The following is a 22706-nucleotide window of genomic DNA, read 5'->3' as shown; positions in this document are numbered from 1 at the left end:
AGATGCGCACACAGAACACCGGCTACACCGACGACCACGCGAAGTCGGGTCTCGACCACGTCTTCCCCTCGATCGACACCTGGCAGAACCAGTTCCAGGGCTACGAGATCCTCATCGACGATCCCGAGTTCACCAGCATCTGCCCCAAGACCGGCCTACCCGACTTCGGCATCCTCACCGTCCGCTACATGCCCCGCGAGCATTGCCTCGAGCTCAAGTCTTTCAAGGAATACCTCTTCCACTACCGCAATCTCGGCATCTTCCAGGAAAACATCGCCAACCAGGTCCTCAACGACCTGGTCAAGGCCACCGACCCCGTCTGGGCAGTCGTCAAGGGTGACTTCCGCCCCCGAGGCGGCATCTCCACCGTAGTCACCGCCACCTATCCCCGCCCCACCGACTCCAAGCCTTCCTAAGCCATCCCCGGTTCCCTCAAAACTCCCGTTGCGGATTGATTCCCAAAGCACTTACCCTAAGTCTTCACAGACAGCCCAGGGATCATCCGCGATGGTGTGTTTTCGTTGCAGCAAGGAAAATCCCGAAGGCGCCGCCTTTTGCCAGGCGTGCGGCGCCACCCTCGACCTCAACGCCTACGTGGCGGATCTCGTCGACGCCAAGGTCGCCGCTGCCCTCAACGCCCGCTTCTCCGACGCGAAGGTAGCCCAATCCGAGTGGATCGGCTCCGCCATCGAAAAACTCTGGAGCTGGCTCAAGCTCTTCGCCGGATTCGCCGGCGTTCCCATCGCCCTCTTCCTTCTCTTCCTCACCGCCGCTGGCTACCGCACGTATAACGACCTCACCACCCAGATCACCCAGAAGAAGAACGACCTCAGCAACGACCTCAAACACACCGGCGCCGAACTGACCGACCTCAGCAACCGCGTGCAGCAGACCGACGCCGCCTTCGCCAGCCTCAAGCAGCGCAGTAGCGACCTCGGTGGCCTATCCGCCACCCTCGAGTCGCAATTGAAGAGCCTCAAAGGCAAGATCCCCCAGCAGGAGATCATCCTCGCCGACCTTCAGAAGGTCCACGCCCAGAGCGAAGCCCTCACGGCCCAGCTCGGTCAGGTTTCCCAGCAGCAGCAGCAACTCACCGCCCAGGTCAAGCGCCTCACCCTCGACGCCAACATCGACGACCTCAAGCCCCCCGTCGCCGACCTCGCGCGAAAGCTAATCCAGGAGGCCGCTCGCAACGGCATCAAGATCAAGGTCCTCGAGACCTGCCGTTCGCTCCAGGCCCAACAGGCCTTTTACGATCAGCACAGCACGGCGAGCAGCAAACCCGGCATGCACAGCTACGGTCTTGCCTTCGATGTCGTCCGTCTCGGGCCCGACAACAACCTCATCTTTTCAGGCAGTTACGAGGACATCGGCCGCATCGGTGCATCGCTCGGGCTCGTCTGGGGTGGCGATTGGGGTGTCCCCGGGGCACACCCAAGGTATGCCGACCCGAATCACTTCCAGACCGTGAAGCCGAAGGAACAGGACGCCGCCATGGCCGCCTCCACCTTCTGCACCGTCACCGAAAAACAACCGGAATTGGGTCCCGGCCAGCCGTAGCCGTTACCCCAACCTGTTATCCTTCCCGCAATGCCCGGCCAGCCAAAATCAGCCCTCCCCGTCGCAGGAGCCACGGTCGCGCTCGTCCTCCTCACCGCGCTCAACTTCGTCAACTACATCGACCGATACATCCTCCCCGGCGTCCAGGAGCAGGTCAAGCACGAGTTCAGCATCTCCGACGAAAAACTAGGCTCGCTCGTCTTCTGGTTCATGATCGCCTACATGGCCTCCTCGCCTATCACCGGATGGCTCGGCGACCGTTTCCCCCGCAAGCCCATGATCGTCGCCGCCGCCCTCTTCTGGTCGGCCATCAACTTCTTCACCGCCTCCGTCCACTCCTTCGATTCGCTCAATATCCGCCACGCCGCCCTCGGCGTCGGCGAGGCCTCCTTCGGCATCTTCGGCCCCGCCGTCCTCGCCGACTTCTACCCCGAAGACCAGCGCAACCGCGTCCTCACCATCTTCAACATCGCTATCCCCGTCGGAGCAGCGCTCGGCTATCTCGTCGGCGGCCTCGTCGGCTCCCACTTCGGTTGGCGCGCCTCCTTCGTCGTCTCCGCCGTCCCCGGAGTCATCATCGCTCTCCTCATCGCCGTCTTCATGAAGGAGCCCGCACGCAGCGGAAGTATCGAGGGCAAGGCCAAAATCGAGAAGGGAACCGTCCTCGCCCTGCTCAGGAACAAGCCCTACGTCTGCTCCATCCTCGGCTACGCCGCCGTCACTTTCACCATCGGAGGCATCTCCGTCTGGATGCCCTCCTTCCTCCAGCGCGTCGACGGCCGCTCGCAGGAGTCCGCCGCCTTCATCATGGGAGCCATCACCGTCGTAGCGGGCCTCTGCGGAACCATCACTGGCGGAACCATCGCGCAGAAGTGGTTCAAGACCAACCGTGGCGCACTCTACCTCGTCCCAGCCCTCGGAGCCCTGCTCGCCACCCCATGTGGCATCGTCTGCTTCTTCGGCCCGCATCAGTTCACCCTGCCATCCCTTGCCGCGTCCATCTTCTTCATCTTCCTCGGAACTGGCCCCGTCAACGCCGCCACTCTCAACGCCGTGCCCGCGACCGTCCGCGCAACCGCCATGGCCGGCCAGCTCTTCTTCATCCACGCCTTCGGAGACACGCTCTCCCCCCGCGTTATCGGAGCCGTCAGCGATCGCTCCACCCTCTCGAAGGGCCTTGGCGTCACGCTCATCTCCCTCATCCTCGGCTCGGCCATCTTCTTCCTCGGATCGATCGTCGCCCGCTCGACGCCCACACCCGATCCCGGTCCCGCGACAGCATGACCGTTGCGCTCCTCGGCCCCGTCTTCGATAGCGCCATACGCTTCATCGCCTGGATCGTCGCCCTCGGCTGGATCTGGAAGACAGCCGCCGCCGCCCGAGGCCTGCCCAAGGTCCCCGACCTCCTTCTTCCCGCCTACGATCGCATGCCAGAAGGCCGGCCCTGGCTTACCGTCATCGTCCCCGCCCGCGACGAAGGCGCGAACATCCACGCCTGCCTCCAGTCGCTCATGGAGCAGGACTACCCCAACATCCACGTCATCGCCGTTAACGACCGCTCCAAGGACCTCACCGGCATCCTCATGGACCAGACGGCCATCCTCTACCCCGGCCGCCTCACCGTCCTCCACGTCACGGACCTTCCCGAAGGCTGGCTCGGCAAAACCCACGCCCTCGCCCTCGGAGCCCGCGAAGCCGCCGTCCTCCTCCAGCCTGAGTTCCTCCTCTTCACCGACGCCGACGTCATGTTCCGCCCCGACGCCCTCCGCCGCACCCTCGTCCACGCCGTCGAAACCCAGGCCGACCACATCGTCACCATGCCCACCCTCGTCATTCTTCGTTGGGACGAGGGCCTCCTCATGGGCTTCTTCCAGACCTTTGCCCTCTGGGTCGCACGCCCATGGAAGGTGGCCGACCCCAGGGCCATCCGCGATGCCGTCGGCGTAGGTGCCTTCAACATGATGCGGCGCTCCGCCTACCTTCAGATCGGGGGCTTCGAGGCCCAGAAGATGGACATCCTCGAAGACCTCACCCTGGCCCGCCGGGTCAAAAAAGCCGGTCTCCGTCAGCGAGTCGCCTTCGGCCTTGGCCTCGTCGAGGTCCACTGGGCACCCGGAGCCTGGGGCCTCATCGGCGTCATGACCAAGAACGTCTTCTCCGGCTTCCGCTTCCACATCTCGCTTCTTCTCATGGCCTGCGGCTGGTTAGCTGTCTTCGCCGTAGCTCCAGCCTTCGAGGTCTTCTACGAGCCCACCCGGCTGCCCGCATGGATCACCGTCGCCGCCGTCGTCTGGGGCTACTGGATCTACGGCAAGCGTTCCGGCATCCCCACCTGGACTGCGGCCTTCTTCCCGGTAGCAGCCGCAATGTTCATCTTCGCCCTGCTCCGTTCGATGGCCATCACCCTATGGCAGGGAGGCGTCCGCTGGAGAGGCACCTTCTATAGCCTCAAGGACCTGCGCCAGCGCTCGACGCCGCTGAACGAAAAATAAAAAGCGTGAAAACAAAGGCAAAATCGCGTGTCAAGCCCCTAAACCACGTAAACCGTTCATTCCAAACGGAATGAGAGGTGTCCTTTTAGTTTCGGTGAGATCGCTACAATTAAGTCAGAAGGTTAGTAGAAGGGAGTGTCGGCCGCCCATCGGGGGAAGAAGTGGGTGCCCCACCTTCGGCGCAGCTTTCCATGCCGAAGGTGGCCCGGGTCGGGCACAAAACTCGCAGGAGGCACTAAGTCCTTTGCTGACTAATATTTAGCCGTAACTTCTTTGTAATGATATATTTGCACCCCATGCTTCCGTGCAAGTCCATCATTACAAATGATTTGGACGCAGGCTATGGGGAGGGGGGGTACCCCAGGGAAACATCGCCTACTGCAGCACCGCGAAAACCGGAGGTTCCACCTCAGCCTTGGCCGTAGGAGTCGTCACATGAGTCCCGCTGCCATAACGCTTCTGGACATACTCATCGAGAATCACCTGGAACTCCTCGACGATGTGATCGCCCTTGAGCGTTGTGAACAACTTCCCGTCCACGTAAACCGGAGCCTTCGGATCCTCGAATGTCCCGGGAAGCGAGATGCCGATGTTGGCATGCTTGCTTTCGCCCGGACCGTTGACGATGCATCCCATCACGGCCAGCTTCAACTCCTCGACGCCCGGATAAACCTTCTTCCACTCCGGCATCGACTCAACCAGGTAGCCCTGGATGTCTTCCGCCAGCTTCTGGAAGTAAGTCGAAGTCGTCCGTCCGCATCCAGGACAGCTCGTCACCTGCGGCATGAAGCTGCGAATCCCAAGCGATTGCAGGATCTGCTGCCCGCAACGAACCTCTTCCGAGCGGTCGCCGCCCGGAGTCGGAGTCAACGAAACCCGAATCGTATCCCCGATTCCAGCCAGGAGCAAAGGAGAAAGACCAGCCGTCGAAGCCACAACGCCCTTCATGCCCATCCCAGCCTCGGTCAACCCAAGGTGAAGCGCATGATCGCAACGCCGAGCCAGCTCGGAATAAACATCCACCAGATCCCGAACCCCCGAAACCTTGGCCGAAAGGATGATCTGATCGCGACGAAGCCCGTAACGCTCGGCAGCAGCAGCATTGTCGACCGCCGAAACGACCATCGCCTCCATCATCACATCGCGCGCCGGAAGCGGATCGCTCAGCTTCGAGTTCTCGTCCATCATCTTGGTGAGCAGAGCCTGGTCGAGCGAACCCCAGTTGACGCCGATGCGAACCGGCTTCTGGTGCTTGACCGCAACTTCGACCATCGTGCGGAAGTTATCGTCGTCCTTGCGCCCGATCGAGCAGTTGCCAGGATTGATGCGATACTTCGCCAGCGCCTCGGCGCAGTCGGGATACTTGGTTAGAAGCTGATGTCCGTTGTAGTGGAAGTCCCCGATGATCGGAGTATTCCAGCCCTTGGCCGCGATGCCTTCGATGATGTACGGAACAGCCTTCGCCGCATCGTCGTTGTTGACCGTGATGCGAACCATCTCGGATCCGGCACGAGCCAGCGCCGCGATCTGCTGGACGGTCGATTCCACATCCGCAGTATCGGTATTGGTCATCGACTGCACGACGACAGGAGCTTCGGAGCCGACGCGGACTCCTCCGATGTTGCAGGTAACGGAACGGCGGCGAGTGATCTCAGGCATAAGCGAACCTGTTCCAGTTTACACTGGGAGAACTGGCCCGGTAGCTCAGTTGCATAGAGCAGCGCACTCCTAACGCGAAGGTCGCAGGTTGGACTCCTGCCCGGGCCACCACATCGATCCAGCAAAAACGGCTTGCCCTACCGATTCCGCCGAAGAATCACCAAAGTCCCCACAAACAAGCCAACCCCAGCCATCATCAACAAAACAATCGCCTGCCGATATCCCGCCTGCGCGGACGCAGGCATAGCTGAAGCATTGTCCTTACACTGCGAACATCCCTGCGCGGAAAGCCTCATCGGCGCACCCAGCAGACCCATCCAGAGAAATACCGTCCAGATGAATCTACTGAAAGTACGCAAGCAGAACGAACAGAAACAGCCACAGAAAGCCCATCGAGTGCCAGTACCAGGCCGCGCAATCCACCAGGATCTGCCTGTTTTCGATCTGCTTCGAAGCAAACAGCCCAACGAGCGCCATCGCCAACCCGGCGATCCCGACAAGCAGGTGAATCGCATGGGTGTAGGTGATGAGGTAGAAGAAATGGCTGCTCGGGTTCGACTTCAGGAACACATGCTCCTGCGCCAACTGCCGCCACGCTACCGTCTGTCCCAGCAGGAAAGCGATCCCGAGCACGATCGTCGCAATCACCCACGGCATGGCACGCTTGGCCGTCGGCTTGCCCAACCCGAACCACTCCTCCATCACATCGAACTGGTGAAACATCCGCCGCCGCGCCATCTCGACCGTCACCGAACTCAGAAAGAGTACCGCGGTGTTCAGCCACAGGATCCGTGGAATCGCCGTCGGCAGCCATTCGTTGATGTACCGGTCGTACGCATCGAAGTGCCCCGACGACTTCGTCACGAAGAACGTGCTGATGATCGCCACGAAGAACATGAGGTCGCCGGCAAGCGCGAAGAACAGCCCAAGCCGGTAACGCTCCAGCTTCTCCCGCGGCCCGCGCCGCCCGGCAGGCCTGTCGTTCCAGTTATCGTTGTCGTTATCCCCACCGCCGCCCGTTCGTTTTAGACCGTCGTCGTACGGCGGCCGCCGGCCAGAGCCATGGTCCCCGTCATCGGCATGGGGTCGTTTACGGTCGGTGTCGGTGGGCGTAAAGATAGCCGGCATATGGGCTCCGTCGCTTGGGGGTGCGGGCGTTTGGGTGCGGCTTGCGAGGCCGATGGCTATCAGATTACTCCCGTTTTACATTCGATGCAGGGATCTCCTGCCACTGCGGGGTAAACCCGGCCCATCCAGCACCCGGATCATACGCGCAGGGAGAACAGTAGGCCACGATTTGTTCATCCGATGATGAACCCTCCTCCGCAAACGGTGCCAGCGCCGGATGCCACTCGAGCGTTGTGGCATTCCACGGATTCGGCTGAGCCAGATCCCCCCACCGCGCACTTCGTATCACATTCCAGACAAACGGCAGTTGCGAAGCCGCAAGAAAGAACGCCGCGTAGCTGATATGCCTCTGCAAGGGAAGTGTCTGCGCCAGCAGCCGCGCGGCCGCATTCGGGATCCCGGTCAACTGAGCGTAGTGTCTCGGTTCCCCCGCCAGCCCGGTCATATGCATCGGCAGAAACGTCGCATACGCTCCCCCCAGCGTCCCCCAGAAGTGCACGCGCCCAAGTCCCTCAGAGAGATATCTTCCCGCGATGAGTGGAAAGTAGTAATAAACCCCCGCGAACAGCCCAAATACACCCGCCATCGCCATGATCAGGTGAAAATGCGCGACGACGAAGAAGGTGTTATGCAGATACTGATCCAGAATGGGCTGCGCCAGAATGGGGCCGCTCAGCCCACCCACCACAAAGAAAGAAACAAAGCCAAGCGAGAAAAGCATCGGCGTCGCGAAGTGCGGACGCGATCGCCACGTCGTCGCCAGCCAGCTCAGAACCTTCGCCGCGCTCGGCAGCGCAATCGCCATCGTGGAGATCGAGAAAGCTGTTCCCACAAACGGGTTCAGCCCTGCCACGAACATATGGTGTCCCCACACCAGGATCCCGAGCCCGCCGATCAGAAGCGTCGTCGCGATCATCATCTGGTACGCGTACACCCGTCGCCGCGAAAAGTTCGCCAGCAGCATCGACGTCAGCCCCATCCCTGGCAGGATCGCGATATACACCTCCGGATGTCCGAAGAACCAGAACAGGTGAAGCCACAGCAGCGGGCTTCCATTCCCATGCACCGCGGCCGCCCGAACCACGCTGCTCAGCACATCCCCCTGCGGAACGAAGAACCCGGTAGCCGCATGCCTATCCAGAAACAAAAGCACAAGCGCCGCCAGCAGTACGGAAAAGGCAATCAGTGAAAGCAGCGCCGCTGTAAACCATGCCCACACCGTCAGCGGCAGCCGCTCCCATGTCATCCCCTCGCAGCGAAACCGGATCACCGTCGTCAGCGTGTTCACCGAGGCTATCCCAGTCCCCACCGCAAACAGCGCGATCGACCCCAACCACAGATCCATCCCGAGCCCCTGCCCCGGACCCGCCGCCGCAATCGCCGAAAGCGGTGGATAAGCCGTCCACCCCGAGATCGCCGCGCCACCCTGCACAAACGTCGACCCAAGCAGTACCACCAGCGCCAGCGCCGTCGTCCAGAAGCCAGCCGCGTTCAGCCCCGGAAACGCCATCCTCCGCGAACCGATCTGCGCCGGCAAGATCAAGTTCCCAAACCCCGACTGCGGAGCCGTCGTCAGCACGAAGAACAGCATCAGCGTCCCATGCAGCGTCACCAGCGCAAGATAGTCCTCCGGCAGGATCGGCCCATGCCCCGGAACCACAAAGTCCGGCGCGATCAGATGCAGCCGCATAAAGAGTGACAGCCCCACCCCCACCGTAACCGCAACACAAGCCAGTGCCAGGTACTGCAGTCCGATCACATGATGATCCGTCGAAAACAGCCAACGAATCTTCCGCGGACGAACCGTTGCGCCGGACTGTGGCGTTCCCATCATCGTTGTCGTTTCCTGAGCCAGTCTTGGTAGCCCGCTTCGGTCAGCACTCGCAGGTTCGCCTGCATGCGGTAATGCCCAAGCCCACAAAGCTGTGTGCAAAGAATGGCATAGGTTCCCGCGTCCGTGGGGGTGAAATGCACATGAATCGTCTGTCCCGGCACCGCATTCTGCTTCAACCGCATCTCTGGAACCGCAAACCCGTGAATCACATCTTGGGCTATCAACCTTAGGTCGACCTCACGCCCCTCCGGCAGCACCAACTCACTACTCACCATGTCATCCGCCCCATGCGGATCCGCCGGGTCCACTCCGACCGGATTTGCCGCCCCGGGGTCGACCCGTTCCGCCGACGTCCTGCCAAACGTCCCATCCACGCCGGGGTACCGGAAGTACCACGCAAACTGCATCCCCGTAGCCTCGACCTGCAGCGCTGCCGGTGAAGCTCCGGTATACCGCGTCTCCTCCCAAAGCCTCTCCGCCCGCATAGCCAAAAACCCAAAGAGCAAAGTGAGTGCTGCCAGCGGAAGATACTCGATCAGCAATCTCCTGCGCTCGCTCGCCTCCGCCGCCGGACGCCGCAGCAGAATTCCTATCAGCAGAATCATGTGCGCCAGTACAGCCAGCGAAAACGCAATCCAAAGATTCAGAATCAGGTGCTGATCGAGCGCCACCCCATGCGCCGACGCGTCCCTCGGCAGCCCCCAGGGCATCCGCACCATTGCCATCCCAACCGCATCGCACCAGGCCACACCCTCAGCATACCCTCGCGTGTCAGGAGAGCGGCGGAGATTGGTACCTCGGGGCCGTCATCGGCTTTGGCGGAGCCACCATGCGATACCGCATCGGCAGCGCCGGACACGGATCGCTCATCCTCGAGCTATGCCAGCAGGGAAGCACCCCGGTCGCCGCCGCTTTCACCCCCGCATCTTCCTTCGGATCGGCAGCGAAACCGGCAAGCTCCGCCCGCGTCCCATCGAGGGTCTTCTGCGCCAAGCGCAGCTTCGGCAGAAGCCCCACCAACACGCTCCGCGTCGGAGCCGAATGAGTTTTCCCAAGAAAACCAAGAAGCCCTGTATCCAAAGCCTCGTTATGCACCGGTGCGTTCGCAATGGCGACCAACACCCTGGCCAGCACGTCTCCAGGCAGATCCGGCCGCCGCACGAACCGCAAGATCCCGTCACCGATCTCCGGATGCGCAGGGTCGTCCACCCCAAGCGTCAGCAGCGCGTACACCACGCCCGGCCCGATCGTCTTCGGCGCATCCGCCTCCTTCAGGCTCTCCAGCAGGGGATCAATCACTGCTGCCGTCGGATGCCGCTGGAAAGTCCCCAGTACAAGCACCGTCACCTGCCGCACCGGCAAGCTCGCATCATGCAGGTGCCGCGCGATCGCTCCGGCATGCGGCTCCAACACGGCAAGCCCATCGCCCTTGATCGCGGTCAGCGCCAGCATCGCCAGCCCGCGCGTCTGCGCATCCGGATCGTCGGCCGCCCGCACGATCTCCGGAACCACGATCTGAAGGCTCTCGAGGTCAGCCGTCCCCAGCCGATCCGTCAGCTCAAGCAGCGACGCCTGGATCGTCCCCGCGTCATGCCGTCCCTGAGCCAGCGCAAGCTGCTCCACAAGCGCAGGCGTCTCGGTCTTCTGCTGCGGCACAAGCAATGCGAGTCCCAAAAGCCAGATCATCGGCATAGAGCGCCCAAGCCCCTACCCACGCCCATCCTTATGCTCCCGCACCATATCCAGAAAGAGCTGGTGCACCCGGACGTCGCTCCCAAGCTCCGGATGAAACGTAGCCGCCAGCAGATGCCCGCTCCGCACCAGGGCCGGATGCTCCTCCCGCTCGGCCAGCACCTCGACATCGGCACCCACGCGGTTGATCCGTGGAGCCCGGATAAACACCATCTCCAGCGGACCACCCGCCAGAGTCGTAGGCTCGAACAGAATCTTCGAATCGTTCTGCCGCCCGTAAGCGTTCCGTTCAACGGCAATATCCAGAGCCGCAAACGACTTCTGCGCGGGATGATTCACGTCCTTCGCCAGCAGAATGCATCCCGCGCACGTGCCAAACGTCGGCGTCTCCTTCACAAAGGCGTCGAGCGCCTCGAAGAAGTTATCACGCTCGAGAAACTTCAGGATCGTGGTCGATTCGCCACCCGGCAGGATCAGCCCATCCAGTCCTTCAAGCTCTTCAGGCCGACGCACAAGACGCGGAACAGCACCCAGGCTCGTAAGCGCCTTGGCATGCACATCGTAGGCGCCCTGGAGAGCCAGGACGCCGATGGTAAGTGGAGACATCGTTCTATTCTAAGCGGTCAGCCGCGCGGTAACGCCGGACTACCAGCCGCGGTTCTGCATCATCTCTTCGGCAGGAATGTTCGCGACCGCCAGGCCCTTCATTGCGCCCATACAATCCGCCGAGCATTGCGCCACGATCTTTGGATCATCGAAGAACGTCGCCGCCCGCACAATCGCCTTCGCCCGAGACTCTGCCTCAGCGCGATCCGCCGGGTTGCGATACTTCCCGAAGTGCGCGAGATCGACCTTCTGCCCAAGCCGCTCTGCCGCAACTGGCTCGCCGTCGATCAGGTCCGTATGCCGGAACGTATCGCCCGGTTTGAACGACCCAACCTCCAGCTTCGTCGTCGAGTCCGACATGAAGATACCCGACCCCACAAATACCGTCTCCGCCCCAAGCTGACGCACCATCGCCGCATCCGCCGGTGTTGCAATACCGCCCGCCGAGAAGTTCGGAACCGGCAGCTTGCCCGCCTTCGCCACCATCTGTACAAGCTCGAGCGGAGCCTGCAGGTTCTTCGCCGCCGCATAGAGTTCCTGCGGGTCGAGCACCGTCAACGCCTTGATCTCCGAGACGATCTGCCGCATGTGCCGCACCGCGTGAATCACATCGCCTGTCCCCGGCTCACCCTTCGTGCGGATCATCGCAGCGCCCTCGGCAATACGCCGCAGCGCCTCGCCCAGGTTTTTCGCGCCGCAGACAAACGGTGTCGTGAAGTCATGCTTGTTGATGTGGTGAACCTCATCCGCCGGCGTCAGCACCTCGGACTCGTCGATGAAGTCGACACCAAGCTCCTGGAGCACCTGCGCCTCGACGAAGTGGCCGATGCGCGCCTTGGCCATCACCGGGATCGTCACGACGGCCATCACTTCCTTGATCATGTTTGGGTGCGACATGCGCGCCACACCGCCCTGCGCGCGAATCTGCGCCGGCACACGCTCGAGCGCCATCACCGCCACCGCGCCAGCCTGCTCGGCGATCACCGCCTGATCGGCGTCGATCACGTCCATGATCACGCCGCCCTTCAGCATCTCGGCAAGGCCGACCTTCAGGCGCAGACCACTCGCGGTAAATCCGCCTGTTCCGTTCGATTGATGTCCGTTGCTTGCGTGATCTGCCATGGAAGGTCTCCTTCGGGATTTCGGAATTCGAGTGGTGCGAGCCTGTGGCCGGTTCCGGAGTCACACGGATCTTCGGCTAGGTATGGACCCTTAGTTTAGCAGCAAACACAGGACGGCAGCGGCACTTGTAAGATGGCCCAAAGCATTGTCAGGAGAATGAGTTTGTCGGATGTCGTCACCATGCGGGAATGTACTTCTGAGGATGCCCCAACCCTTGCACTCATAGGCGCCGCAACCTTGCTGGAGGCCTTCGCCGGCCTCGTCCCTGGCCAGGCACTCCTCGCTCACTGCGCGAACCATCACGTCCCCGGCGCCTACTCCGTGATGCTGGCGAATCCCGAGACCCGCATCTGGATCGCCGAGGTCCCTCCCGGAGCCGCACCCGTCGGCTATGCCATCCTCACCAAGCCCGACTTTCCCGGAACCCTCGCCCAGCCCGGCGACCTCGAACTCCGCCGGATCTACGTCTTCTCCCGCTTTCACGGAGGAGGAACCGGCCGGCGTCTCATGGATCTTGCCGTCGCGGGCGCCCGTGCGCAGGGAGCGAAGCGCCTCCTCCTGGGCGTTCACCCCGACAATCAGCGCGCACTCGCTTTCTACCGCAAGAACGGCTTCGAGCAGATCGGAACCCGCAGTTTTCACGTGGGCTCCTCCACCTTCGAAGATCCGGTACTCGCGCTCACGCTCTAATTGGCGTGTGCCGCCCTGTGGAAAACTTTTCCACCCTTCTTCATACCTCGCTCTCCCAAAACGTGTTAGCCCCGCTAAAAATATCCAATCGCGAAGACGAACCCGTGCGCTAAAATTCGCGTCAGCACTCGCTCATCATTTAGGCACGTCCAAGATCACTCACTCCCCGAGATCCGGCGAACCGCACGTTCCAAGCACACGGTCCCCAAAACGTGTGTTTAGGAGGTCCAGATGAAGCACTTGTTGGCTGCACTTCTGCTCGCAACACCCATACTCTCCCTCTCCGCGCAAGCGGAACAGTTGATCCCAGCCGGTTCCGTCATGCAGTGCATGGTCTCCGAACCCCACATCTCCTCCAAAACGACCCACGTAGGCGACCCCATCCTCTGCAATCTCAGCCGCACTGAGCTCTACGGACGCTCCGTCCTACCCTACGGCGCCTACCTCGTCGGCCACTTCGAGGACTACAAGGATCCCGGTCACTTCGTCGGCAAGGGCTGGATGGAGCTCAAGTTTGACCGCATGGTAGTCGGTAACGACACCACCATCCCCATAGCCACCCGCGTCGTCGCCACCTCCGGCAAGAACCCCGTCGACGGAGACGGCAAAATCCACGGCCTCGGCCACCCCGTCCGCGACACCATCGAGTGGATGATCCCCGTCCTCTGGCCGATCGATCTCATCAACCTGCCCCGCCGCGGTCCCCGTCCCGAACTCAAGCCCGAAACCCGCCTTACCGTCAAGCTCCTCGACGACGTAGGCATCCCGACCAAGACCGAGGTGCAGCACCAGCCGGAGCTGGTCTCCCGCTACAACTACGCGGACAATGAGGTGCCTCAGCAGGCCGCACCCATCGAGCGCAACTACGCCCAGCAGCAGCCCTATTATCAGCCGCAATATCAGCAGCCTGCTCCCATCCAGCAGTCCTATGCCCAGCCAAGCCCGACCGTAATCGTGGTCCAGGCTGCCGCGCCCGCTCCGACCATCATCCAGCAGGCGGCAGCTCCGGTCGCCCAGCCGGTCTACAACAACTACAACTACCCACCGCCCGTTCACTACGCCTATCCTCCACCCCCCTACTATCCGCCGGCCGCCTACCGCTACTACCGCCCCTACTAACAAGCGTTGCCCGCATCGCGAGAGAGGCTTCGGAGAGATCCGAAGCCTCTTCGCATTTCGACCAGACTCCGCTTCAGTCAAACCCATGCGATGATCACAAACAGCGGTTCGAGCGCTCGTCGCGTATCAAGAATTGAACGGAGCAAGAAAACACGATGAAGATGTTTGGCAAGCTGATCGTTGCCGCAGTGGTGGTATTTGCAGTCCTTCAGGTCATCCGGCCCGCAATCCCAACCCGGCCCGCCACCGCCGAGATCCAGGCTCCCGTCGAGGTCAAGCAGATCCTCCAGAAGGATTGCTATAGCTGCCACTCCGATCAGCGCCGTCTCGCCTGGTTCGATCAGATCGTCCCCGCCTACTGGCTCGTCCGCCACGACATCCTCACCGCCCGCGAGCACCTTAACTTCGAGACCATCGGCTCCAAGCCCGCCGCTGCGCAGAAAAGCACACTCTTCGAAGCCGTCAACATGATCCAGCTCGGCGCGATGCCTCTCCCGCAGTTCGTCCGCCTGCACCCCGAAGCCAGGGTGACCGCCGAAGAACTATCCACTCTCAAAGCCTACCTCGCCCCCTGGTCCACCGCCCCCGCACCCGCATCGTCTGAGCCCGCTACCGCCGCGCCTGCACCCATCGCCCTTGCCTCCGTCCCTCCTGAGTTCAACGGTGTCCCCTTCGATCCGACCTTTGAATCCTGGAAGCCAATCAGCACCACCGACCGCGGCGACAACAATACCTTCCGTTTCATCCTCGGCAATGACATCGCCATCAAGGCCGCCCAATCCGGCAACATCACCCCCTGGCCCGATGGCTCCCGCTTCGCCAAGGTCGCCTGGCAGCAGGAGACGAGCCCCGATGGCCTCATCCGTCCCGGCAAATTCATCCAGGTTGAACTCATGATCAAGGACGCCAACCTCTACAAGTCGACCGAAGGCTGGGGCTGGGGCCGCTGGCGCGGCTTCGACCTTAAGCCCTACGGCACCGACGCAAAGTTCGTCACCGAATGCACCACCTGCCATCTCCCGGTCAAGGGTGACGACTACGTCTACACCCTGCCCATGACCCAGGCCAAGGTAGCCCGCGAAGAAGCGGTGAATAACCACGCCGCCGCCCTCCCCGCCAGCCTGCCCTTCCAGCCTCTCGCCTGGAACGCCATCACCATGTTCGTCGACCCCAAAACCCACACCACTGCAACCCTCTACGGTAACGAAGCCGCAATAGCAGCCGTCCAGCCCCGAGGCGGCGCTCCCACCCCCACTACCTACCCTGAAGGATCCGTCCTCGCCCTCGTCACCTGGGTCCAGCGCGAAGACCCCCACTGGTTCGGCGGACGCATCCCCGACTCCGTCCAGTCTGTCGAGTTCGTCCAGCCCAATTCCCAAATCCCCTACCGCCGCTTCACCGGATCAGCCCTCGCCGAGGATATTGCCGACCCCACCATCGCCACCCACCGAGCCATCTTCGTAACGTCTCTAGCGCCAGCCCGGCTACCCTAGGCCTGGCTCAGATCCGGCCCGCAGCCTCGTCCGCCTCGTTGAGCAGACCCTGCAGTTCCAGCGGTCTCGTATACATTGCCAATCCGCCCTTCACGTCGCGAGGCCAGTCTTCCCGAGGCCGGTCCCAGTAAAGCTCTACCCCGTTCTGGTCAGGGTCTCGAAGATAAAGCGCCTGGCTCACCCCATGATCCGCTGCCCCGTCCAGTCGCACCTGCGCCTGGATCAGCCGGTTCAGCGCATCTCCAAGTGCCGCCCGCGTCGGATATACAAGCGCCAGGTGGTACAGGCCCGTCGTCCCTGCCGCCGGATGCGCCCCGTTCAGACTCTCCCACGTATTCAGCCCGATGTGGTGGTGGTATCCGCCAGCGGAGATAAACGCGGCCGTGTCCCCAAAGCGCTGCATCAACTCGAGCCCAAGCACGCCACAATAAAAGCTGAGGGCTCGCTGCAGGTTCGCCACCTTCAAATGAACGTGTCCAACACGGACGCCAGGATCGATAGGCTGCGTGGTCATACCTTTCAGATGAACCAGCCCGCCCCGGGTCGCATAGATCCGGCTACAACTTACGAGATACTCCCGGACGAAATTCGCTCGATCCCCCCGCGAGAAAACGCCTCATTCGTCCCGTCCACCGTCCCCGGCAGCGACACGGCCCGAGTCAGATCCTCGAGCACGATCGCCTCGAAACCAAGCTCCGCCGCCGCAATCGCCGAGAACCCGACGCAGAAATCGTACGCCACGCCACCGAAGAACAGCCGCCGCAGACCCCTCTCCCGCAGGTAACCCGCCAACCCCGTCGGCGTCGCCCCATCGTTCTCCAGAAACGCCGAGTAGCTGTCGATCTCCTTCCGAAACCCCTTCCGCAGAATCATCTCCGCATGCGGCACATCCAGCGCCGAGTGCAGTTCAGCTCCCCGCGTCCCCTGGATACAGTGATCCGGCCAAAGCGTCTGCGTTCCGTAGCTCGCCTCGACCGTATCCGCAAACGCCCGAAGATGATGCGTCGAGGCAAACGAGATATGCCCGGCGGGGTGCCAGTCCTGCGTCAGAATCACATGCTCAAACCGGCCCGCAAGCTCATTGAGACCGGGAATAATCTGATCTCCCTCCTTCACCTCAAGAGCACCACCGGGAAGAAAGTCGTTCTGCATATCGATGATCAAAAGGCAGTCTGTAGCCGAGAGGTTCATATTGATTGGATGCTATCGCTAACCCCTACACGTGGAGGTACCTATAATTCTGATACCTCAGATTGGGGTACAGGGGTCTCGAAATGGCCGCATTAAAGCTGGAAGCATTCGGAACCTGCACCGGAATCGCAATTCCGGAAGAAATGCTCGTACAGACGGGGGTCGGAAGGGGGGACACCCTCTTTGTCGTCGAAACCCCGAACGGCTATCTTCTCTCCCCTCGCAACCCCGAGACCGATCATCAAGTCGAACTCGGCGGAGCCTTCATGAAAAAGTACCAGGAGACCCTCAAAAGACTCGCCCAGTGACCATCTCACCTCGTTGGCTCGACCGCTAGGCTCTCCTGGCTCTGCATGAGAAGAGCCTCGCCCGGGGTCGCTTCCGGCACCCGGGATGAGGGATTGCTGGAATCCGCTCTGGCGCGTCCATAAACAAGATCCTTTACGAACCCGAGACATCCACCCATCGGCTGTCTGCCGCTTATTGTTTCGGCATCGCGCGAAACCCTCCATTCATAGATGGGAATAGGCGCTTAGCTCTAATTCCGATGGGATTGTTCGTCCGACTCAATGGCTTCGAGATGACCACTGATCCTGTTGAAACCGAAGAGACCGTGCTGGCGGTTGTAACGGGTTCACTGAACGAGAACCAACTCAGCGAGTGGCTTGAGCTGCACACTCTCCTTTCCAAGTGAAGTCCCATTCGCCGAGAGACCTGCACCCAAAGACCCCGAGTCACGCTGTAGTCTTGGAGCCCTAGAGATATGATTTCGCTCCCCTTAGAAAACTTCAGTCACATCTCCTGTTCCCCAAATCCTCGCGCCGTCATAGCATCATAAAACGTACCAAGTCTCGGTACGGCTGAGGAGTTTCGATGTCGATCGTGAAGATCGTGGAGTGCCCGCGCGACGCCTGGCAGGGTTTGCCGCAGAGGATGCCGGCCGAGGTCAAAGCGGACTACCTTCGTGTGCTGATTGCTGCCGGATTTAGACATATCGACGCTGTGAGCTTCGTGTCTCCGGAGGCATTCCCGCAGATGGCCGATTCGGAACTCGTCCTCGACTACCTCGACCCGTCCGATGACGTCGAGATCATCGGCATCGTCCTCAACGCCCAGGGAGCCGAGCGCGCCATCAAGACCTCCGCCGTCCAGACCCTCGCCTTCCCATACTCCATCTCCCCCACCTACCTCAAGAAGAGCCAACACCAGACCCCCGAAGAAGCGCTCGACGCCCTCGAAGCGGTCGGGACCGCAGGCTACAAGGCTGGTCTCGACGTCGTCGCCTATATCTCGATGGCCTTCGGCAACCCCTACGGCGACGACTGGGACATCGAGGAAGTCGTCTCCGCCTGCGACCTTCTCGTCGACAACGGCATCACCCAGATATCCCTCGCCGACACCGTCGGCCTCGCCACCCCAAAGCTCATCTCCGACGTCCTGTCCGACGTCTTCGCCGTGCATGATACTGCTGAGATCGGCGTCCATCTCCACGCCCGCCCCGACACCGCAACCGCCAAGGTCAGGGCCGCCTACGGCGTAGGCTGCCGTCGCTTCGACGGAGCCATCGGAGGCTTCGGCGGATGCCCCCTCGCGCAGGACACCCTCGTCGGCAACATCGCAACCGGAACGTTGATCGCCGAACTGAAAAGACTCGGAGCGAAGATGTCTCCCGTCAGCCCTCTCGAAAGCCTGCAAGCCGCAAGCGCCGAGATCGCCCGGAAGTTCGGCGCAAAGGTCCAGTAAACCGATCCGTCGTCACTTCGTTGCTATTTCGATAAACTGGACGGATGAGCAAAACAGGAGTCATTGGCGAGACGCGCGTCCGCGTCCGCTACGCGGAGACCGACCAGATGGGCGTCGTCTACCACGCGAACTATCTCATTTGGTTCGAGGTAGGACGAGCCGAACTGATCCGGCAAATGGGCCTCGATTACAGGGACATGGAGCGTGTTGAGGGCTGCGGAATCGCTGTCGTCGAAGTGAACTGTCGCTACCGATCCCCGGCCCGCTACGACGATCAGATCCTGGTCAGAACCCGCGTCACCGGCGCACGCGGACCCGTCATCAAGTTTGCCTACGAGATTCTCCGCGAGACCGACAGCACGCTACTCTGCGAAGGCTCCACGGTCCACGTCGTCGTCGGGAAGGACATGAAGAAGCGTGCCCTGCCGGAAAAATATGCGGAGCGTTTCAAGGCCTTTCACATCCCATCCCTGGAAGCGTAATTCAAACGTTGCCGAGGAGATGTCTGTATGAGTGCAAAGAAGATTGCGTTAATCACTGGCGCGAACAAGGGCATAGGTCTCGAGACCGCGAAGCAGCTCGCTGCCGAAGGAATCACCGTTCTGCTAGGCGCTCGTGACCTGGCAAAAGGCGAAGAAGCCGCAGCCAAATTGAAAGAGGAAGGCTTCGAAGTCCGTCCCGTCAAGATCGATATTGACGACAAGGCCAGCCAGGATGCCATCGCCGCGCTGATAGAAAAAGACTACGGCGTCCTCGACATCCTCATCAACAACGCCGGCGTCTTGATCGACGAGTCCCGGGCCAGGAACCAGACAAGCACCACCAGCGAAGAGATCCTCCGCAAGACGTTTGACACGAACTTCTTCGCGACCATCTCCCTTACCCAGAAACTCCTCCCCCTCATCCGCAAGAGCGAAGCAGGCCGCATCGTCAACCTGTCCAGCATTCTCGCCTCCCTCACCCTGCATGCAACCAAGGGCTCGCCGATCTACGAAGCCAAGACCTTCGCCTACGACGCCTCGAAGACCGCCCTCAACCAGTTCACCGTCCATCTCGCCCATGAGCTTGCCAACACCAAGATCAAGGTCAACTCGGCTCACCCCGGCTGGGTCAAGACCGACATGGGCACCGATGCCGCCCCGATGGAGATCCCCGAAGGCGCAAAGACCTCCGTCTGGCTCGCAACGCTGCCGGAGGATGGTCCGACCGGAGGCTACTTCCACCTCGGCGAATCGCTACCCTGGTAGTTGTCCATAAAATAAGCCCCAGCAACAAGGAAGCCCACGCAGCCGAACAGGCAAGCGTGGGCTTCATCGTTCGGTAGAATGCGGCTTTAGCCATCAAGTCATGTTGGAGTGTTCATGCCGATCGATCGCCGTCTGTTTCTACAACGCTTCGCCGCCGGAACCGCCACATTCGCCCTCGCCGGACTCGAATCCTTCGCATCCACACCATCCGGCAAAAAGCCGAACATCGTGGTCATCCTCTCGGACGACGTCGGCTACGGCGATCTCTCCTGCTACGGCGCAACCCACGTCCACACCCCGGCAATCGACGCCATGGCATCGGCCGGCCTCCGCTTCACCAACGCCCACTCCGACGCCGCAACCTGCACCCCATCGCGCTACGCCATGCTCACCGGAAGCTATGCCTGGAGGCACGACGGCGTCCAGATCCTCCCCGGCGACGCAAAGCTCCTGATCCAAAGCAACCAGTCGACAATCGCCTCGGTACTGAAGTCCGCAGGCTACACCACCGGCCTCGTCGGCAAGTGGCACATCGGCCTCGGCGACGGCAAGATCGACTGGAACGGCGAGATCAAGCCTGGGCCATGCGAGGTCGGCTTCGACGACGCCTTCTTCTTCGCTGCCACCGCCGATCGCGTCCCGTCCGTCTACATCCACAACCATCGCGTCGTGAACCTCGACCCCAGTGACCCGATCCATGTTTCCTACGAGAACAAGATCGGCAACGAGCCGACCGGCAAGGAAGATCCCGAACTCCTCAAGATGAAGCTCAGCGAGGGCCACGACGGCACCATCATCGACGGTATCAGCCGCATCGGCTTCATGACCGGAGGCAAGGCCGCGCGCTGGAAAGATGAAGAGATGGCCGCAACCTTTACCGGCAACGCCGTCGAGTTCATCGAGAAGAACCAGCACAAGCCATTCCTCCTCTACTTCACGCCAAGCGACATCCACGTCCCCCGCGCTCCCGCGCCCGAGTTCGCCGGAAAGAACGAGTGCGGCGTACGTTGCGACGTCATCAGCCAGCTCGACTGGAGTGTCGGCCGCATCCTCGACACGCTCAAGCGCCTGCACCTCGACGAGAATACGCTCGTCCTCTTCACCTCCGACAATGGCCCCGTCGTCAACGATGGCTACGACGACGGATCGGACCGCAAGCTCGACGGCCACAAGCCTGCAGGCCCGTTTCGCGGAGGCAAGTACACCATCTTCGAAGGTGGCACGACGCTGCCCTTCATCGTCCGTTGGACCGGCCACGTTAAGCCCGGAATTTCGGACGCGCTCGTCAGTCAACTCGACATACTCGCCAGCTTCGCCGCTCTCGTACATCAGCCCGTGCCTGCGGGAACAGCCGAGGACAGCATCAACATGTTGCCCGCCATGCTTGGTAAGTCCCCGAAAGGACGCGAGTCTCTCGTCGAGGAAGCCCAGGTGATGGGCATACGGGAAGGGAAGTGGAAGCTAATCGATCGCAGCCAGAGACCCGGCGCGCACCCTCGCCCCGCATCGCTCGATCTATCTGGCGGCTCCCTCGAAAGATCGCTCAAAGGCCAGCCGAGTTACCCCACGGCACCGCTCGAACTCTATGACATCGCCGCCGATCCGGGAGAAACAAAAAATGTTGCAGCGCAGTATCCAGAGATAGTCGAACGCCTGCGCAGAAAGCTCGCCGACGTTCGAACGCAGGGCCACAGCTAACGGACCCATCCCGGCAGCATCATCAAAATCGAAGCTCTCTGGAGATACACCAATGCGCTCTGAAGGCCTGCCCTTTGCCAACGTGCAGCGGATGATCGCTACGGCTGTTCTTGCCTTCGTTGCCTGCACAGTCTTCGCCTCCCCGCGTGTCTATCCCACGGGAGTTACGATCTACGATCCATCCCGCGCTTATAACTGCTTCGTAAGCTTCAGCAGCCTCGATGGGAGCACCCATCTCATCGACATGGATGGTAACGAGGTCCATCGCTGGCCCCATGTAGGACTACCCGGAGAAGTAATCGATCCGAACCTCACAGGTGGCAAGCGCGGCCACGTCCTTCTACAGCTCTCGGATACTTCGGACCCTCGCGGCGGCATCTTCACCAACCGCACCGTGGGCGAGTTGGACTGGGACGGCAACACCGTGTGGGAGTGGGGAACGCAAGCCCCCGGCGGAGCCGTCCGACAGAACCATGACTGGCAGCGCCTGCCGAATGGAAACACGCTCCTCCTTGTCACCATCCCGCAGGCCGTGAAGGGGCTTGGCCCGAAAGAGATAGGCGATCAGGCTATCTACGAAGTAACTCCGGATGGCAAGCTCGTCTGGCAATGGGTCGCCGGCGATCATCTGAAAGAGTTCGGCTTCTCGGCCGATGGCATGCGCTATCTGCGCGAACGCATAAAGCGAAACCCTCCCGAGCCATACGGCTATCTCGAGATAAACGATATGCAGGTGCTCGGACCGAACCACTGGTTCGACGAAGGCGACAAGCGCTTCGATCCAAAGAACATCATGATCGACACACGCAAGGGAAACGTTGTCCTCATCATCGAGAGGAAGACAGGGAAAGTAGTCTGGCGTCTCGGTCCATACTTCAAGGGAAGCGAGTACTCGCCGGATCAACGGATCGGGAATAAGACGCTGCCGCGTCCCGTGGATCAGATATCAGGACAACATAATGCCCACATCATTCCGAAAGGCCTCCCGGGCGCAGGACATCTTCTCTTATTCGACGACGAAGGCGGCGCCGGCTTCCCCCCGGCAGCCCTCGGCATCTATGCCGGTTCGCGCATCCTCGAGATCGATCCAGTGAAGGAGGAGATTGTCTGGCAATACAACGGCGAGAACTCAGGAAGGCCGACCTGGACCTTCTTCAGTTCCTTTGTAAGTAGCGCGCGTCGTCTGCCGAACGGAAACACGCTGATCGACGAAGGCATGAACGGACGCATCTTCCAGATCACCCCGGATGGCACGATTGTCTGGGAGTATGTAACGCCTTACGTTGGACGAAGCACGATCGATGGAAAGCCGTTTGCAAATAGCCTCACGTATCGTGCCCAACCTGTCCCCTACGATTGGGCCCCCGAGGGCACGCCTCACCTGGAGAAGCCAGTCAAGGAACTCGATGTAACTAAGTTTCGCGTGCCCTGA

General features: G+C 61.3%; 23 protein-coding genes and 1 tRNA gene. 15 read left to right on the top strand and 9 right to left on the bottom strand.

Translation table 11 applies throughout. The features are described 5' to 3' along the window. The first annotated feature begins 2 nt into the window (after nucleotides 1-2). From queF to GRAN_RS01200, 4 genes are all read left to right on the top strand, one after another. Complete coding sequence (gene queF, locus GRAN_RS01215; RefSeq protein WP_128911206.1) at nucleotides 3-416, top strand: preQ(1) synthase; 414 nt, start codon at nucleotides 3-5, stop codon at nucleotides 414-416. A gap of 91 nt (nucleotides 417-507) precedes the next feature. Next, entirely contained in the window at nucleotides 508-1560 is a 1053-nt protein-coding gene (locus GRAN_RS01210; RefSeq protein WP_128911205.1) for a M15 family metallopeptidase, read from the top strand. Between the two features lie 30 nt (nucleotides 1561-1590). Next, on the top strand, nucleotides 1591-2844 hold the full coding sequence (locus GRAN_RS01205) for a spinster family MFS transporter (protein WP_128911204.1): 1254 nt from the start codon (nucleotides 1591-1593) through the stop codon (nucleotides 2842-2844). Beyond that, a complete protein-coding gene (locus GRAN_RS01200) occupies nucleotides 2841-4052 on the top strand; it encodes a glycosyltransferase (protein ID WP_128911203.1) in 1212 nt (403 codons plus the stop codon). The genes GRAN_RS01205 and GRAN_RS01200 overlap by 4 nt, the downstream gene beginning before the upstream one ends. Nucleotides 4053-4427: 375 nt before the next feature. Here GRAN_RS01200 and ispG read toward each other — a convergent pair whose 3' ends face one another. Beyond that, complete coding sequence (ispG, locus tag GRAN_RS01195; protein ID WP_241654266.1) at nucleotides 4428-5711, bottom strand: flavodoxin-dependent (E)-4-hydroxy-3-methylbut-2-enyl-diphosphate synthase; 1284 nt, start codon at nucleotides 5709-5711, stop codon at nucleotides 4428-4430. Nucleotides 5712-5745: 34 nt separating this feature from the next. Between ispG and GRAN_RS01190 the strand changes: the two genes are divergently transcribed. Beyond that, a tRNA-Arg gene (locus tag GRAN_RS01190) sits at nucleotides 5746-5822 on the top strand. Nucleotides 5823-6053: 231 nt separating this feature from the next. On the opposite strand, the gene GRAN_RS01180 is transcribed toward GRAN_RS01190, so the two are convergent. From GRAN_RS01180 to pdxS, 6 genes are all read right to left on the bottom strand, one after another. Beyond that, entirely contained in the window at nucleotides 6054-6839 is a 786-nt protein-coding gene (locus GRAN_RS01180; RefSeq protein ID WP_128911201.1) for a cytochrome c oxidase subunit 3, read from the bottom strand. 64 nt (nucleotides 6840-6903) lie between these two features. After that, complete coding sequence (locus tag GRAN_RS01175) at nucleotides 6904-8673, bottom strand: cytochrome c oxidase subunit I (protein WP_241654265.1); 1770 nt, start codon at nucleotides 8671-8673, stop codon at nucleotides 6904-6906. After that, nucleotides 8670-9398 (bottom strand): cupredoxin domain-containing protein, encoded by a 729-nt coding sequence (locus GRAN_RS01170; protein ID WP_128911200.1) that lies wholly within the window; start codon nucleotides 9396-9398, stop codon nucleotides 8670-8672. The genes GRAN_RS01175 and GRAN_RS01170 overlap by 4 nt, the downstream gene beginning before the upstream one ends. 46 nt (nucleotides 9399-9444) lie before the next feature. Further along, complete coding sequence (locus tag GRAN_RS01165) at nucleotides 9445-10359, bottom strand: hypothetical protein (protein WP_150133245.1); 915 nt, start codon at nucleotides 10357-10359, stop codon at nucleotides 9445-9447. Between the two features lie 21 nt (nucleotides 10360-10380). Continuing rightward, nucleotides 10381-10971, bottom strand: coding sequence for a pyridoxal 5'-phosphate synthase glutaminase subunit PdxT (pdxT, locus tag GRAN_RS01160; RefSeq protein WP_128911198.1), 591 nt, complete (start codon nucleotides 10969-10971; stop codon nucleotides 10381-10383). A gap of 39 nt (nucleotides 10972-11010) precedes the next feature. Then, complete coding sequence (gene pdxS, locus GRAN_RS01155) at nucleotides 11011-12093, bottom strand: pyridoxal 5'-phosphate synthase lyase subunit PdxS (protein WP_128911197.1); 1083 nt, start codon at nucleotides 12091-12093, stop codon at nucleotides 11011-11013. A gap of 156 nt (nucleotides 12094-12249) precedes the next feature. On the opposite strand from pdxS, the gene GRAN_RS01150 reads away from it, so the two are divergent. The 3 genes from GRAN_RS01150 (at nucleotide 12250) to GRAN_RS01140 (ending at nucleotide 15395) form a co-directional block, all read left to right on the top strand. Further along, entirely contained in the window at nucleotides 12250-12783 is a 534-nt protein-coding gene (locus GRAN_RS01150) for a GNAT family N-acetyltransferase (protein ID WP_128911196.1), read from the top strand. 231 nt (nucleotides 12784-13014) lie between these two features. Next, complete coding sequence (locus GRAN_RS01145) at nucleotides 13015-13902, top strand: hypothetical protein (RefSeq protein WP_128911195.1); 888 nt, start codon at nucleotides 13015-13017, stop codon at nucleotides 13900-13902. A gap of 155 nt (nucleotides 13903-14057) precedes the next feature. After that, nucleotides 14058-15395 (top strand): cytochrome P460 family protein, encoded by a 1338-nt coding sequence (locus GRAN_RS01140; protein WP_128911194.1) that lies wholly within the window; start codon nucleotides 14058-14060, stop codon nucleotides 15393-15395. Nucleotides 15396-15402: 7 nt separating this feature from the next. On the opposite strand, the gene GRAN_RS01135 is transcribed toward GRAN_RS01140, so the two are convergent. Both GRAN_RS01135 and GRAN_RS01130 read right to left on the bottom strand, forming a co-directional pair. Continuing rightward, nucleotides 15403-15909: a VOC family protein gene (locus GRAN_RS01135; RefSeq protein WP_128911193.1), complete on the bottom strand. Its 507-nt coding sequence runs from the start codon at nucleotides 15907-15909 to the stop codon at nucleotides 15403-15405. A gap of 50 nt (nucleotides 15910-15959) precedes the next feature. Then, nucleotides 15960-16586 (bottom strand): nicotinamidase, encoded by a 627-nt coding sequence (locus tag GRAN_RS01130; RefSeq protein ID WP_128911192.1) that lies wholly within the window; start codon nucleotides 16584-16586, stop codon nucleotides 15960-15962. Between the two features lie 83 nt (nucleotides 16587-16669). Here GRAN_RS01130 and GRAN_RS01125 point away from each other — a divergent pair, with 83 nt between their 5' ends. From GRAN_RS01125 to GRAN_RS01095, 7 genes are all read left to right on the top strand, one after another. Continuing rightward, nucleotides 16670-16894, top strand: coding sequence for an AbrB/MazE/SpoVT family DNA-binding domain-containing protein (locus tag GRAN_RS01125; RefSeq protein WP_128911191.1), 225 nt, complete (start codon nucleotides 16670-16672; stop codon nucleotides 16892-16894). 92 nt (nucleotides 16895-16986) lie between these two features. Beyond that, nucleotides 16987-17280 (top strand): type II toxin-antitoxin system death-on-curing family toxin, encoded by a 294-nt coding sequence (locus tag GRAN_RS26875; RefSeq protein WP_128912898.1) that lies wholly within the window; start codon nucleotides 16987-16989, stop codon nucleotides 17278-17280. Between the two features lie 179 nt (nucleotides 17281-17459). After that, nucleotides 17460-18329: a beta/alpha barrel domain-containing protein gene (locus tag GRAN_RS01115; RefSeq protein ID WP_128911190.1), complete on the top strand. Its 870-nt coding sequence runs from the start codon at nucleotides 17460-17462 to the stop codon at nucleotides 18327-18329. 44 nt (nucleotides 18330-18373) lie between these two features. Beyond that, nucleotides 18374-18811 (top strand): acyl-CoA thioesterase, encoded by a 438-nt coding sequence (locus tag GRAN_RS01110; RefSeq protein ID WP_128911189.1) that lies wholly within the window; start codon nucleotides 18374-18376, stop codon nucleotides 18809-18811. A gap of 27 nt (nucleotides 18812-18838) precedes the next feature. Beyond that, the gene (locus GRAN_RS01105) at nucleotides 18839-19576 is read left to right on the top strand and encodes an SDR family oxidoreductase (protein WP_128911188.1); all 738 of its coding nucleotides are present in this window, start codon (nucleotides 18839-18841) and stop codon (nucleotides 19574-19576) included. Nucleotides 19577-19690: 114 nt separating this feature from the next. Next, complete coding sequence (locus GRAN_RS01100) at nucleotides 19691-21274, top strand: sulfatase family protein (protein ID WP_128911187.1); 1584 nt, start codon at nucleotides 19691-19693, stop codon at nucleotides 21272-21274. 52 nt (nucleotides 21275-21326) lie between these two features. Continuing rightward, a complete protein-coding gene (locus GRAN_RS01095; RefSeq protein ID WP_128911186.1) occupies nucleotides 21327-22706 on the top strand; it encodes an aryl-sulfate sulfotransferase in 1380 nt (459 codons plus the stop codon).

The organism is Granulicella sibirica (genome assembly GCF_004115155.1).
Lineage (GTDB): Bacteria > Acidobacteriota > Terriglobia > Terriglobales > Acidobacteriaceae > Edaphobacter > Edaphobacter sibiricus.
This window is presented reverse-complemented; position numbering and strand designations above follow the sequence as displayed.